This window comes from Natrarchaeobius halalkaliphilus (genome assembly GCF_003841485.1).
GTDB lineage: Archaea > Halobacteriota > Halobacteria > Halobacteriales > Natrialbaceae > Natrarchaeobius > Natrarchaeobius halalkaliphilus.
The window spans coordinates 213,393-227,470 of sequence record NZ_REFY01000002.1 but is presented as its reverse complement, the minus strand read 5'-3'; the positions used below and the strand labels follow the sequence as shown (position 1 = coordinate 227,470).

Sequence of the window (14,078 nt, the reverse complement as noted above, 5' to 3'; positions counted from 1 at the left end):
CTCGCGAACCTCGTGGGAAGTATCGACTCCGGGCGTGGTATTTTATCCGCGGCCGTCGTCCGCCTTGGTAGTCGATGAACGATTCGGACTCGAACGAGGATTCGAGCGGACGGGACAGGCTCGGTGGAGCGCGGTTGTGGATGTTGCTCCGGGTGAACCGCTGGGCTTTCACGGGTGCTGTCCTCTCGCTGGTGTTCGTGATTCTCGTGGCAACGAGCCAGATCGGCCTGACGCCGCTTCGAGAGATCGTCGAGAATCAGGACGGACTCGAGTTCCTCTTTTCGGCGTTCATCGGGGCGATCATCACGGGAACCTCGATCGTCGTCACGATCAATCAGCTGGTGCTCTCCCAGGAACTCGGCGCGATAGGGGATCAACGCGATCGAATGCAGACGTCGATGCAGTTCCAACGCGACGTCGAAGACACGATCGACGAGGATACGAGTCCGCCAGAACCCGCTGCTTTCCTCTACGAACTCGTCGACGGCGTCCAGGAACGGGCGGCCGAACTCGAGGCGGAGATGGAAGACGAACGTGACGAGGATCTCCGAGAGAAGGTCGCCCAGTACGTTGCCGAACTCGACGACAACGCAACAGAGGTCAAGGCGAGCCTCGAGAACGCTCAGTTCGGGACGTTCGACGTGATATGGAGCGCGCTCAACTTCAATTACTCGCGAAAGATCTACGACGCTCGCACGATTCGGGACGATCACAGCGACTCGCTGTCGGAGGACGCAAACGAGAAAATCGACCACGTGATCGACACGTTACAGCTGTTCGGGCCGACGCGCGAGCACTTCAAGACGCTTTACTTCCAGTGGGAACTGATCGCCCTCTCGCGGGCGCTCCTGTACATCTCGGTGCCCGCGCTAACTGCGATGGCGATCATGATCATGTACGTCGATGCGAGTGCGTTGCCGGGAACGACGCTCGGCGTCGACAACCTCGTCTGGCTGACCAGCGCGGGCTTCGTTTTCGGGATCGCTCCGTTCGTCGTCTTCATCGTCTACATCCTCCGGATCGCGACGGTGGCAAAGCGAACCCTCGCGATGGGGCCGTTCATCCTCCGGGAATCCGAGCGCGAGGAAGACCTGGGATGACAGACGAGCAAGGCTGGCGCGAAGCTGGTATCCGCGTCGGCTCGAACGATGGGAGGGGCGATCCGGTCAATCGTCAGCCGTTTCGGACGACAGTCCCAGCCTGCGGTCCGACGCCGTCGTCCGTTCGACGGGACGCTCCGGCTCGGTCGGGACGAGGCCGGGCGAACGATCGAGTTCCTCGAGACCGACCGACTCGAGCCACGTCAAAAAGGCCGCGACGTCTGCCGGCGACGTGACCCGGTAGGACGCTGCAGACGGCCTGTCACCGCCGACCCTGACACCGACGCCGTTCGGCTCGACGGTGTTGAACGCCGATTCGTCCGTCACGTCGTCACCGACGTAAACCGCGACGGTATCCCTCGGGAGTTCCGCGGAGAGCAGTTCGACCGCGTTGCCCTTCCCCCAGGGGATCGACGGTCCGATCTCGAGAACGCGTCGCCCGCTGGACACCTCGAGTTGGTCGCCGCCGATCCGGTCAACGATCGATTTCGTGAGACGACGGACCAACGGGCGGAGGGGAGCGGGGACGGTTCTCGTGTGGACGGTCCCGGTCAGTCGCTTGTTCTCGATCCGACTCGATGGAACGGGCTCGAGGACGGTCTCGAGTGCCGAACAGACCTGATCGACGAGGACGGCGCGTTTGCGAGCGACCGGATGAACCGCGACGGAACCGTTTCGAACGAACTCGAGGCCGTGGTTTCCGGCGTAGGCATCCAGTCCCCCCACCCGATCGCGAACGTCGGGGAGTCCGCGTCCGCTGACGATCGCCGTCGAGACTGCCGGATGGCTCGAGAGCCTGTCGACGGCTGCCTCGTTCTCACGGAGGGGTGTCGCTTCCTCCGGGTCGTCGACGATCGGTGCGAGCGTGCCATCGAAGTCCAGACAGACCAGCAGCCCTGAGCCGCCGGCCAGCGTCCTCCGGATCTGCGGGAGGTGCTCTTCGAGACGGGAAGGTGGTGTCTCCGACATGAACACTAGAGTCGCGGTCGTCGTTTGCGGGAATCGAGGGCCGCCTTTCGATCGAGTCGTCGCATGTGATCGAATTGCTCGTTCATCCACGAACCGAGGTCGTTTTCGAAGACGCGCTGTCGAAGCACGTCCATTCGTCGCTGTCGATCCTGAGACGACATCGAGAGCGCCTCGTTGATTCGATCCGCGAACTCGTCGACGTCGGTCGGATCGATCGAGAGCGCGTGCGAGCCGAGTCGTTCGTTCGCGCCGACCCGGTCGCTCAACAGGAGCGCTCCGTCGCCATCGACGCTTGCGGCGATGTACTCCTGTGCGACCAGATTCATCCCGTCGACGAGCGGGCTGACGACCATCACGTCGGCACGCCGGTACAGCGCACAGAGTTCGGTCGATTCGAGGTAGTCCTCCGTGTAGACGATCGGTCGCCAGCTGTCGGTTTCGAATCGCCGGTTGATACGGTCGACGGCGTTTCGAACCCGGTCGCCGTATCGCTGGTAGGCCGGGATTTGCGTTCTCGACGGCGTTGCCTTCTGGACGAACGTGAACTCGCCGCGCCACTCGGGATTGGTCTCGAAGAACCGCTCGAGCGCTGCCAGCCGGGCGGGAATCCCCTTGGTGTAATCGAGACGGTCAACGCCGAGACCGACGACGTTCTCGGGGGAGACGTCGTACGCCTCGAGCAACGACGAACGCCGTTTCGCACCGGCGGACCGAGCGTCTCGGTCGTACGACTCGGCGTCGATGCCCATCGGAGTCGCGACCACGCTCGTCGTTTCGCCGTCGTAGTGGATGATATTTCGGTTTCGGTCGACGACTGCCGACGGCAGGTATCGCCCGACACAGTCCAGGAAGTTCTCGACATAGTCGGTGACGTGAAACGCGAGCAAATCGTTGCCGAGCAATCCCTCGAGCAGTTCGCCGCCGGCCGGGCAGGCCCGAAACGTCTGTGGAGTTGGCCAGGGGATGTGCCAGAACTGTGCGACGGTTACCGTGTCGGGAACGGCGTCGCGGATCAGCCGCGGTGCGAGTCCGAAGTGGTAGTCCTGCACCCAGACGGTGGAATCGGCGCGTGCGTGCTCACCGACGGCCGACGCGAAGCGCTCGTTGACCCTTCGGTACCAGTCGAACTGGTTCGGCTGGTACGCGATCCGATCGGTAAATCCGTGACACATCGGCCAGAGGACCTGATTACTGAAGCCGTAGTAATACGAATCGACGGCCTCCTCGGAGAGGTCGATTCGACGAAGCGTATACGATTCCGCCTTCGGCGGAACCGCGACGCAGTTTTGATCGTCCGTGACGGCGAAATCGGCGTCGCCGTCTCCCCAGGCGATCCAGGTCCCCTGTGCGTGCTGGACGACCGGATCGAGCCCCGCAGTGAGTCCACCGGTCGGCTCGTCGACCGACATCGGTCGGTCGTCGGCCGATCGTTCCCCGGCGATCTCTGTGCGTTCGGAGTCCGGCTCGTCGTCGTACTCGTGGCGATACGGTTGTCGGTTCGAGACGACGATCAACGAGTCGGGACAGTTCGCTCCGTCCGCTTCGTCGTCGGTCGTCTGCTTTCTCTCCCTCTCTCTCACGTGCGAATTATACGGATCCGTCGACGACACACGTTCGTCAGTGAATCGCATCTGCTGGAAGACCACGGCCCGGTCACGGGTTGATTCGCGGCCTGCAGCCGCATGGGCCTCTAATAGGCATCCAATACCGGTCAGGACGGTTGAACAGTCCACACGAAACGACCGTTCGAACGTTCGATAGTCGGTGACAGTTCGCCGGGACCGACCGCGATACGCTCCGATCGGTTCGTCTCAGTAGTAGTAGAGCTCGAGTTCGTGTCCACAGTTTCGACAGACTGTCTCGGTTCCCTGGAGTCGGTTCGTGTCGCGATCATCGATGATTCCGGGGCCTGGAGGGACGGACGCGTCGACGACCGAATCACACGCGGGACACCCGATGTGCATGGCGGAACGGCTCGACCGGGACATGGATGGACGATTATCGACAGCCGCTGATAGTTATACCAGTCGTACTCTGTGGTTACAGCCGGTTACGAACCGTTCACTTCTCGTACGCTCGGGTTTATCGCCGCTCGAACACGGCTCGATCGACCGTGTCCGAACATGTACCTGTCCCGATTCGAAGCACAAACCAACGAACCTTTCATCGCTCCATCCAAGAGAACTGATATGGAACGACGGACGTATCTCCGTGGTCTCGGTGGGGTAGGGATCGGGGGACTCGCCGGCTGCCTCGACGAACTCGGAGCTGGCGACGAGTCGAACCCCGAAACGGAGCACTGGGGCGACGGTGAGACGATACTCGATCCGCCGTCCGAAGAGCGGGGAAGCACAATTCATCCGATCCACGGCGACGAGTTCCCGCCGTTTACGCTTCCCGATCCTCTCTCGGACGAGTCCGTCTCGCTCGAGGACTTCGTGGATGAGCGGACGTTTCTGATGACGTATTTCTTTACGGCGTGTCCGGACGGTGCCTGCCCCGCCCTGTTGTTGCGTCTTCGGCGCGCACAGGAGGACGCTATTCAGGAGGGCTACGAGGACGACATCGCCTTGCTCGCGATGACGTTCGACCCCGAACGGGACACGCCCGACGTTCTCGAGTCCTACGCCGTCGAACGAAGTATCGATTACGAGGCGGACAACTGGCACTTTCTCCGTCCGGAGAGCTACGAAGAAGGCGAAACGTTGCTGGACGAGACGTTCGGAATGCCGATTCAACGCGTCGAGGACCCGGAGGATCACGAGTTCGAGGACGAACACGACCACGGGGGTGACGAAGAATCCGGGGACGACCACGGCGATCACGACGACGAAGACCAGAACGGTCACGCCGACCACGATCACGGCGAGTACACGTTCGTTCACTACAACCTGATCGTGCTCGTCAACGACCAGGGCGTCGTCGAACGGGCCTATCCGAACGCAGTCGAGCAACGCGAGGAGGTCAGCATCGAGACGATCGTCTCGGACGCACGAACGGTCGCACAGGAGTAACCATGCGCCGACGAGACGTCATCGCCGGGGTTGCAAGCGCGGGCGTAATCGCCGGTGGCGGTGCACTGGCGATTTTCGGTGTTCCGTCGGCCGAGGAGCTTACCGGAACGGACGGGGACGGAGCCGTTCACGACCCTCTCGAGACGGAGACGATCGATGCGCCCGGCAGCGAGGCCGGAACGGTACTCGTTCCCGAACCCGGCCGGGTCACGTTCGTCGATATCTTCGGCACCTGGTGTGCGCCGTGTATCGAACAAATGCCCGCACTCGCAGAAACGAACGAGCGTATCGGTGACGACGTTCAGTTTCTGTCGATCACCAACGAATCGGTCGGTGAAAACGGTTCGATCACCGAAGAAGAACTGGTCGGCTGGTGGGACGAACACGACGGCAACTGGACGGTGGGACTCGACCCGGCGGCCGAACTGACCGAGCGATATCTCGCGGGCGGCTATCCTTCCGCGGCTGTAATCGACGAATCGGGCCGACTTCGGTGGTCCGACAGTGGTATCAAAACCGCAGACGAACTCGTCGGACGGATCGAAGCCGTCCTCGAGGAATAACGCATGATCGATACGACGCTGTTGCCCACGATCGTGTTCGCACTGACCGCGGGCATCGCCACGTTCTTTTCACCGTGTGCCTACCCGCTGTTGCCCGGCTACGTCGGCTTTTACGTGAGCCAGACCGAACAGAAGGAGGCGTCACTCGCCGGCGCGCTGAGCCGAGGGCTGGTCGCCGGAACCGGCGTCCTCGTGACATTCGGCGTTCTCTTGGGAGCGGCGTTCTGGATCGGTCACTCGAGGCTGTCGAACGTCGTGCTGTTCGAGCCGATCGTCGGCGCGCTTTTGGTCGTGTTCGGAATTCTCGTCGTGCTCGACCGCGCGCCGTCGCTGTCGGTCGCGCTACCGAAACGTCGGTCGGGGGTTTTCGGGTTCGCGATCTTCGGCGTCGGCTATGCGCTCGCCGCAGCCGGCTGTGTCGCGCCGCTGTTCGGTGCGGTGATCGCCAGTGCGATCTCGCAGCCGCCGATGTCGGCCGCGCTCGTTCTCGGAACCTACGTGGGGAGCGTGGTGCTCCTGATGGTTTCGCTGACCGTCGCGACCGGGATGGGAGTTCTCGCCAGCGTGGGCCGTCTCGCAGCCTACGGTGATCGGCTCAAACGCCTCGCCGGAGCGATCATGATCGTCGCCGGGCTCGGCCAGCTGTATCTCGCCATCTTCGTCCTCGACGTTATCTGAGCGGACGCCACAGAGCGTGCTGACTTCGGACGACCGGCCCGGAAAGTATCCCCGGCAGCGGCAAGTCGGTGACGTATGCCGCCGCCGACCGAACGTATCGTCGAGTGATGTATCAGGATCTTTTGCTCGCGACGGACGGCAGCGACGGTGCCCAGCGTGCGACTGACCACGCTATTGCGCTCGCGAACCGCCTCGATGCGAGAGTTCACGTCCTCTCGGTCGCTGAAGAGGGTCCCCACAGTACGGAACAGCGTGACCGCCTTCGAGCAGATCCCGAGTCAGAGGCCATCGAAGCGGTGGAGAAAGCCGACACCGCGGCAACCACCGGCGGAGTCGAAACGACGACGACGGTTCGGTCCGGCGTCCCCCAGGAGCAGATCGTCGATGTCGCGGAGGCAAACGAGATCGACATGATCGTCATCGGGGCCGTCGGTCGGGGTAAGCTCGAGCAACTGGTCGTCGGCAGCGTCGCACAGGAGGTGGTCCGAACCGCGTCGGTTCCGGTGGTTACCGTTCGAGACGGCTCGTAGGCGACCGTCTCGGCCGGAAGGCCCGATCGAATACTACCGTCTCGCTCGCGATATGAGGTGGATAAATATCTCGCTGGTCGAAAAACGGGCATCCATCGTGACCGCTTCAGCCGGGCCGGTGACCGTCGGTTCATCTATCGTCGGATTCGGGTCCGCGCACCGTTCGGAGGTGTCCGTCGGTGAGCAACGGTGAAACGGCCGTCGTCGGGGACGTTCTCCGCATCCTCGTCGTCGGAGATTCGTCGTCGATCGACGCCGTGGCTGACACCATAGAGCACGGAGTGGACCGCGTGTCACTGTGGCACGAGCGAACGGTTACCGGCGCCAGAGAGCGACTCGAGACGCTCGAGATCCACTGTCTCGTCTGTGAGTTCGACCGTCACTCGACCGATCCGGTGCTCGAACGACTCGAGGGGGCGGCAGACGACGTGCCGATCCTCGCGCTGACGGACGGGTCGGACGCGACTCGTGCGCTCGAGGCAGGTGCGGCCGACGTAGTCGCTCCGACGGACGAGAAGCCGGTCGTCGCAACTCGAGTCGAAACCCTCGCGTCCCGGTATCGCCTCGCCACGGTTTCGTCGGATCGTCACCACCGCGCGATCCTCGAGAGCGCCGAAGCGCTCGTCTGGGTCGTCGAGAGCGACGGAACGATCGCGTATACGAGTCCAGCCGTGGATTTTCGAATGGGATACACGCCGGACGAACTCGAGCGGACGCCCCTGTCTCGCCTCGTGTACCCCGACGACCGTAAAACGGTTCGCGAAACGCTCGAGAGCGCGGTGGCGGCACCGTTTGGCGCGAAAGAAACCGCAACGGTTCGCCTGGGAACCGCCGATGGAACGTGGACGCTCACCGAGTTGACGGTCGTCAATCGACTCGAGGACCCGCTCGTCGACGGACTCGTCGTCACCGCGGGCGACGGGATCTCGTCCGCGAACGACGAGGCGGTGCGGGCGTCGATCGATCGGCTTCCGAACCCGGTTTTCGCCCTCGGGCCCGAGTGGGAACTCGTCTTCGCGAACGAGCCCGCACGCCGACTGTTCGAGGGTAACGCGGATCCCGGAACCGTGATCTGGGACCTCCTGCCCGGATCGGTACGTAGTTCGTTCCACGAGCGCCTTCACGAGGCGCAAACGATCGACTCGATCGTTCGGTTCGAAACCGCAGACCCAGCGACGGACGGCCGCCTCGAAGTAACGCTCGTCCCCGGAGATGACGGCGTCACGGTGGTCGCTCGACCACGAAGCGCGGACGCGATCGCGATCGGAGGCGATCGCCTCGCCCGAAGCTCGGAACTGGACGCCGAGCTGTCCGATCGACTCGACCTCCTCGAGTCCTCGATCGACGCGCTCGAGGACGGCGTCGCAATACTGGAGGGCGACGCGGTTCGGGTGGCGAACGCCGCCCTGTTCGAGATGACCGACGCCGAGTCGCTGCTCGGGCGAAACATCGAGACCCTGTTCGACGACGATCTCACGGGAGCGATTCGCGAGCGATCACGGTCAGCGATCGTCAGGTGGATGGAACCGCTTCAGGGAACGCTCGAGACCGACGGTCGACGTCCAGTCGACGTCTTCGTGACACCACTTCCGGACGGTGATCGGACGCTCTGTCTCGTTCGCGACAGGCGACGCTCGGGGGCGGCGATGCTTTCTACTCTCTCCCGGACGATTCGGACGCTGGCACGAACCGACGATCCATCCGAACTCCGCCACCGGACCGTCGAAGCCGTCCGATCGTCTACCGGATGCGAGTTCGTTGGATGGTACCGCGTGACTGATAGACAGCTCACACCGGCCGCAGTCGTGACCGGAGAGTCGACGCCGTCGATCGATCCGCCGACGATCGATCCCGTCGGAACGCCGATCGAGGACACGCTCGCGGGTGGCGACTCCACGGTTCACGATCGCGTCGGTCTCGAGTCGGTTCTCGACCGGTCAGGCATTCGAGCCGATCGCGTCCTCGTCGCTCCGGTCGACGACCGGGCCGTGATACTCGCGGCTGGTACCGATCCGCTTCCGTTCGAATCGTTCGACCTCGCTCCGATCGACGCACTCGTCGACGCCGCGTCGGTCGCGCTGGATCTGATCGAACATCGATCACGTCTACGAGCGGCCCGTCGCGAGCAAGCCCGACTCGAATCGGCCGTCGTCGAGACGGGACAGCTCCGGAAGGCCGTCCGGACGCTCCTCGCCGCAGAGAGCCGCGAGGACGTCGAGCGCACGTTGTGCGAGGCGGTCACCGCTCTCGAGCCACTCGAATCCGACGCCGAGATCGAACTGGCGTGGGTCGGTCGCGTCGACGCGAGCACCGAGACGATAGTACCCCGAATCTGGGCCGGCCGTGACGGTACTCTCTTCGACTCCGCATCGATCCCGCTAGACGTCGACGGCCCCACGGCGGCCGCGGCAAACGAGTCGCAAGCGGACGTGACGACGGAGCGGCAACCGGTCGTGATCGACGACCTCGAGACACGCTCTTCGACGCGAATCGAGTCGACGGCGAGGACCGACCCGTCGACGTGGATCCGTCGGCTCACCGAACACGGTTTTCGATCCGCGTTGAGCGTCAAGATCGAATGCGATGGGGTGCCCTACGGAACGCTGACCGTCTACGCGAATCAACCCGCGGCTTTCGACGATCGACTTCGACGGACCTGTGTCCATCTCTCGGCGGTCGCCGGACACGCGATCGGATCTATAGAGCGCAAACGGGCACTGCTCACCGACAGCGTCATCGAACTCGAGGTCGTGCTCCGTGCCGAGGACGAACCGATAGCCGCGCTCGCCCATCGTCTCGCGTGTCGGATCGACGTGCGCTCGGTCGTTCCACGGTCCTCCGTCGGATCGACGATGTACGCGACGGTCTCGATAAGCGACGATGGGGAGTTGCGGGATGCGATCGACTCCGTCGAGGCCGTCGATTCGATCAGGCGAGTTGGAAACGGAACCGACGCCACTCCCATCGAGGTCGCCTTCGAGGAGTCGACGGTCGCGGAACTGCTCGCCACTCACGGCGGCGTCGTCCGATCGATCACGCCGATCGACAGCCGATCGCGAGTGGTTTTCTCGCTCCCGCAGACGGCCGACGTGAGAGCTGTCGTGCAGACGCTCGAGCGTGCGTATCCGGGAACGGAACTGGTCGCTCGTCGCGAGCACGAGCACTCGAGACGGCCCGAGCGTGCGTTCGAGGCCGAGTTACGTGATCGTCTCTCCGAGCGCCAGTTGCTGACGCTCGAGACCGCCTACTACAGCGGTTTCTTCGAGTGGCCTCGAGAGAGCACCGGCGAAGAGGTTGCCACGTCGCTCGGCGTCTCTCAGCCGACGTTCAGCCGTCACTCCCGGATCGCACAGCAAAAACTGTTCGAGCTTCTTTTCGACGAACGAACCGAGCGAACTTGACACGTGCGAGCGTCTCGGACGCCGTCATTTGAACTATTGCAGCCTTTTTATGCCGCACGGAGCGGCTAACAACGATTACTCGAGGGGTACCAACCGTGGTCGGGCGGTAACTGACTATTTCTTTCGGCCGAAAACAGTCCGGTTTTCGGACGGCTGAATAGATATTGGCCGGCGAGCCCGTGCCGTTTTGCTATATAGAACCCACGGTGATTTACTCTCGGTCGAATCAAACGCTCGATGAGCGTGTCACCAGTAATACGGACTTACACCTGTCTCTCAGTTGAGCGGATGGTGTCTCCATGAGTATCGAAACCGCGGATATGGATGTCGAGCGAGCCGGTCTTCGCTCTCTAGCCGACGGTGGAATCGTCGCCCAGCTTCGACTCGATCACCCGGACCTCGTCTTGCGTCCAACGCTCGAGCGCGTTCCCGACGTCACGGTCCAGCCCGAGTACTGGACGACCATCGACACCGATCGAACGCTTCTGTTTCTCACTGCCTACGGTAGCTCATTTGGCGCGTTCGAGACCGCCCTCGAGACGGATTCGACGGTTCGAGATCCGGTCCTCGTCGATCGCTATCCCGACCGGCACGTCTACCGGGTCACGCTTGCCGATGGAACCCGGACCGTCATCGCCCGGACCGCCGAGGTGGGAGGTCGGGTGCTCGAACTCTCGAGCACGCGCGACGGCTGGCTCGTTCAGCTTCGGTTTCCGACCAGAGACGCGCTGGTTCGATTCAACGAGTTTTGTCGCGCTCACGGTATTTCCGTCACGGTCGACCACCTTCGGCGGTCGGACGACGATAACGAGGGCGTCGTCGCGCTGACCGACAAACAAGAGAAGTTACTCACGGTCGCACACGAGGAAGGATACTTCGAGGTTCCACGCGGGATCTCACAGGACGAACTCGCGGATCGCCTCGGCGTCTCGAAGTCAGCGATCTCACAGCGGCTTCGCCGGGCGATCGGTGAACTCTGTGACGCGTCGTTGTCGTCGCCGCCGTAGAGCGGCCGAAATATCGATAAAACCGTTGGGTAAGTATACGGTGTCGCTTACTCTTCGTCGTCGTCTTTCATCGATCCGAGCTGGGAGACGAGCTCGTCGGTCGAAAGATCCGACTCGAACGACAGCTGTCCGTCGTGGTCGTTTTCGTGGACGTTAACCGCTTCTACGTCGTCCTCGTCACTGGCCGTCTGTTGGTTCTGCTCGGATTCGTCGTAGCTACCAAAACCCATAGTTGTGGTGCACTATCGACCACGAAAGACCTGGCGGTTCGATCCACCACTCTGTGTGAGTCTCAGTGTTCGTTTCGGCAGCCAACTCATACGGTTTGCTGTGACTTTTCACCGGAGCGACCGCGAGCCGTCCTGCGGTCGCTCCGGTAATGACTTACAGTAGACCGTATCAGTGTCCGTCCTGGGAAGCGACCCAGTGACCGTTTGTGCCGGCTGTTGGCGTGACGAGTCTGGAACCGACGGGAGATCTCGTCAGATCTGCCCTACTTCAACCGGAGATACTGTCTGTCGTACTCGGGTTCGCCCTGTCGCGGGTGGATGGCGATGAACGATTCAGGCGGTAGCTCGGCCAGCTTCGCGGGGAGATCCGCGAGTTCGCTGTGCCAGCCGACGTCACCTCGTCGAGGAGAGATCGCAACGATGAGATCGTCGTCGTCCGTTTCCGCCTCGAGTCGTGGAATGAGCGCTCCCCAGTCGTCGATCGAGTCGAACTCGGCCGGAGCCTCCGTCTCGACGAGGTCGAACAGCTGTTCGAACTGATGTGGGGAGCCTTCGACGACGATCACGCGCAGTTCGGCCCCGAGTCCGGACGCGAGTTGTTTGACGAGGTGTACGACCTCGTAGAATCCCTCGTGATGGTCGGCACCGATCGGGACGACGACGGTTATCCGTCGCGTGGTGTTGATGGGGTGGCCAAGCCGTGAGACGAGAACCGGGAGCGCGGTCCGCTCGAGTACCTGATCGATGATGCTGCCGAACATCCGGTGGCGAAACGTCCGAGTCGCGTCCCAGCCCATGATGATCTGGTTGGCCTGAACTTCGACTCCGGCCTGGACGATTCCGGACGCGACGTTGTGGTTGATCCGCGTCTCGGTCTGAATCGGAACTTCTGCGGCACTTCCGGTCGCCGCAATCTCGTCGAGGTCGGACTGAACCGCGGCTATCTGTTCTTCAGTTGACGACTCACGGTTCGGCTGGACGACGGTAATAACGTTGACGGGTTCGCTCCCTCGGTCGCCTTTGATGACGAACGCGAGTTCGAGCAGTCGCTGTTGCAGTTCGGCGTTGTGCGACAGCGGCAACAGGATGTTCGGGTCTTTCCCGTCTCCGTCCTCGCCACCGACGTCTCGCTCGAGTGCGAGGCGGCTCGCGGCGCGTTCGGTCAACCACGGGCTCAGGAGGGCGGTCACGAGCAACATCAGGACGACGGCGTTGAGGACTTCGGCACCGAAGAGGTCGGCGTCGTATCCGACGAGCGTGATCGCGAGCGCAGCCGCGGCCTGCCCGGTCGAGAGGCCGAAGATCGTGTTACGTTCGTGTGCCGTGTATCCCTGGATCGTTGCGACGAGCCAGGCGGCCCCGCCCTTGGTCGCGACCATGACGACGACGATGAGTGCCGCGATCTGCAGGGTCGCCGGACCGTCGAAGATAACGCTCGGATCGACGAGCATTCCGACGTGTAACAGGAAGAAGGGAATGAAAAAGGCGTTCCCGACGAACTCGATGCGGTTCATCAGGGTCCCACCCTGTGGAACGAGCTGATTGAGCGCGATCCCCGCGACGAAAGCGCCGAGGATCGGGGCGAGCTCGAGCACTTCCGCGAGGCTCGCGGCAGCGAAGATAGCGACCATCACGAACAGGAACTCGAAGTAACTCTCCTCGCTGAAGCTCTGGAAAAACCACCGCGAGCCACGTGGAAGGACGAGCCAGATGCTTCCGAACAACACCAGAAGGGAGAGTCCGACCTCGACGAACAGCCAGGCGGTGAGCTCGCCGTCCGTCGCCCCGGTGACGATGGCCAGAACGACGAGGGCGAGCGTGTCGGTAAAGAGGATCCCGCCGAAGACGGCGGTAACGGCGCGGTTTTTCGTCACGCCGAGGCGGTTGACGATCGGATACGCGAGCAACGTGTGGGATGCGAACACCGACGAGAGCAAGAGTGCAGCCCAGAGATCGAGCCCGAGTATCGTGTACGTCGCGAACGTTCCTACCGTAAACGGGAGAAAGAAACTCGCGAGACCGAACAGTGCCGCGTTTTCCGGAGCCTCTTTGAACCCTCGAATGTCGAGTTCGAGTCCCACGGTAAACAGCAGATAGATCAGGCCGACCTCTCCGAGCAACTCGATGGCGTCCGAGTGTTCGACGAGTTCGAGCGCACCGGGCCCGATGATCGCACCCAGTACGACGATACCGACGATTCCCGGTTGTCCGAGACGTTTGACGATCAGTGGACCGGCCAGGAAGATCGCCATCGCGATCGCAAACACCAGTACCGGCTGATCGAGCGGGAGTTCGAGAACGCTCAGAGCCAGAGTAAGGTTCATAACTGGACTCTCCGATTTCGTCGATCAGCGACCCACCACACCGTCGAACCAGTACCGACTCGCGGTACAGCGACGCGGTCGTTCGATTCGATGGGACGTCTTCACGACGGAAGATAGAAGGGATGGTATAAAAAACCCGCTTTCTGAATCGGGAGGGGCCGCCGGGACGGATACCTTCTGGACCGCCCTCGCGTTCCCTCGAGTCCGATCGTGAGCGCGTGTTCACCATCCGGTGAGCGTCGCTCGAAAAGCGATCGGAACC

Annotated in this window: 12 protein-coding genes; 7 read left to right on the top strand and 5 right to left on the bottom strand. The window is 62.5% G+C overall.

The window, feature by feature from the left end:
- The first annotated feature begins 74 nt into the window (after positions 1-74).
- The gene (locus tag EA462_RS04590; protein ID WP_124177400.1) at positions 75-1,100 is read left to right on the top strand and encodes a hypothetical protein; all 1,026 of its coding nucleotides are present in this window, start codon (positions 75-77) and stop codon (positions 1,098-1,100) included.
- Between the two features lie 66 nt (positions 1,101-1,166).
- On the opposite strand, the gene otsB is transcribed toward EA462_RS04590, so the two are convergent.
- From otsB to EA462_RS17195, 3 genes are all read right to left on the bottom strand, one after another.
- A complete protein-coding gene (gene otsB / locus EA462_RS04585) occupies positions 1,167-2,069 on the bottom strand; it encodes a trehalose-phosphatase (RefSeq protein WP_124177399.1) in 903 nt (300 codons plus the stop codon).
- A 5-nt stretch (positions 2,070-2,074) separates the two neighbouring features.
- Positions 2,075-3,700, bottom strand: coding sequence for an alpha,alpha-trehalose-phosphate synthase (UDP-forming) (locus EA462_RS04580; RefSeq protein ID WP_124177398.1), 1,626 nt, complete (start codon positions 3,698-3,700; stop codon positions 2,075-2,077).
- A gap of 180 nt (positions 3,701-3,880) precedes the next feature.
- Entirely contained in the window at positions 3,881-4,057 is a 177-nt protein-coding gene (locus tag EA462_RS17195) for a hypothetical protein (protein ID WP_165872009.1), read from the bottom strand.
- Between the two features lie 201 nt (positions 4,058-4,258).
- Between EA462_RS17195 and EA462_RS04575 the strand changes: the two genes are divergently transcribed.
- The 6 genes from EA462_RS04575 to EA462_RS04550 all read left to right on the top strand — a co-directional run bounded on the left by EA462_RS04575 (position 4,259) and on the right by EA462_RS04550 (position 11,262).
- A complete protein-coding gene (locus EA462_RS04575) occupies positions 4,259-5,083 on the top strand; it encodes an SCO family protein (protein ID WP_124177397.1) in 825 nt (274 codons plus the stop codon).
- 2 nt (positions 5,084-5,085) lie between these two features.
- Positions 5,086-5,646 carry a TlpA family protein disulfide reductase gene (locus EA462_RS04570; RefSeq protein ID WP_124177396.1) on the top strand — a complete coding sequence of 187 codons (561 nt, stop codon included), beginning with the start codon at positions 5,086-5,088 and terminating at the stop codon, positions 5,644-5,646.
- A 3-nt stretch (positions 5,647-5,649) separates the two neighbouring features.
- Entirely contained in the window at positions 5,650-6,324 is a 675-nt protein-coding gene (locus tag EA462_RS04565) for a cytochrome c biogenesis CcdA family protein (RefSeq protein ID WP_124177395.1), read from the top strand.
- 107 nt (positions 6,325-6,431) lie between these two features.
- The gene (locus tag EA462_RS04560; protein WP_124177394.1) at positions 6,432-6,854 is read left to right on the top strand and encodes a universal stress protein; all 423 of its coding nucleotides are present in this window, start codon (positions 6,432-6,434) and stop codon (positions 6,852-6,854) included.
- A gap of 179 nt (positions 6,855-7,033) precedes the next feature.
- Positions 7,034-10,255, top strand: a complete 3,222-nt coding sequence (locus EA462_RS04555) for a bacterio-opsin activator domain-containing protein (protein WP_124177393.1) — start codon at positions 7,034-7,036, stop codon at positions 10,253-10,255.
- Positions 10,256-10,554: 299 nt separating this feature from the next.
- A complete protein-coding gene (locus tag EA462_RS04550) occupies positions 10,555-11,262 on the top strand; it encodes a helix-turn-helix domain-containing protein (protein WP_124177392.1) in 708 nt (235 codons plus the stop codon).
- 47 nt (positions 11,263-11,309) lie between these two features.
- Here the strand turns inward: EA462_RS04550 and EA462_RS04545 are convergent, their stop codons facing one another.
- Positions 11,310-11,492 (bottom strand): DUF5786 family protein, encoded by a 183-nt coding sequence (locus EA462_RS04545; RefSeq protein WP_124177391.1) that lies wholly within the window; start codon positions 11,490-11,492, stop codon positions 11,310-11,312.
- Between the two features lie 263 nt (positions 11,493-11,755).
- Complete coding sequence (locus tag EA462_RS04540) at positions 11,756-13,816, bottom strand: cation:proton antiporter (RefSeq protein WP_124177390.1); 2,061 nt, start codon at positions 13,814-13,816, stop codon at positions 11,756-11,758.
- Positions 13,817-14,078: the final 262 nt, after the last annotated feature.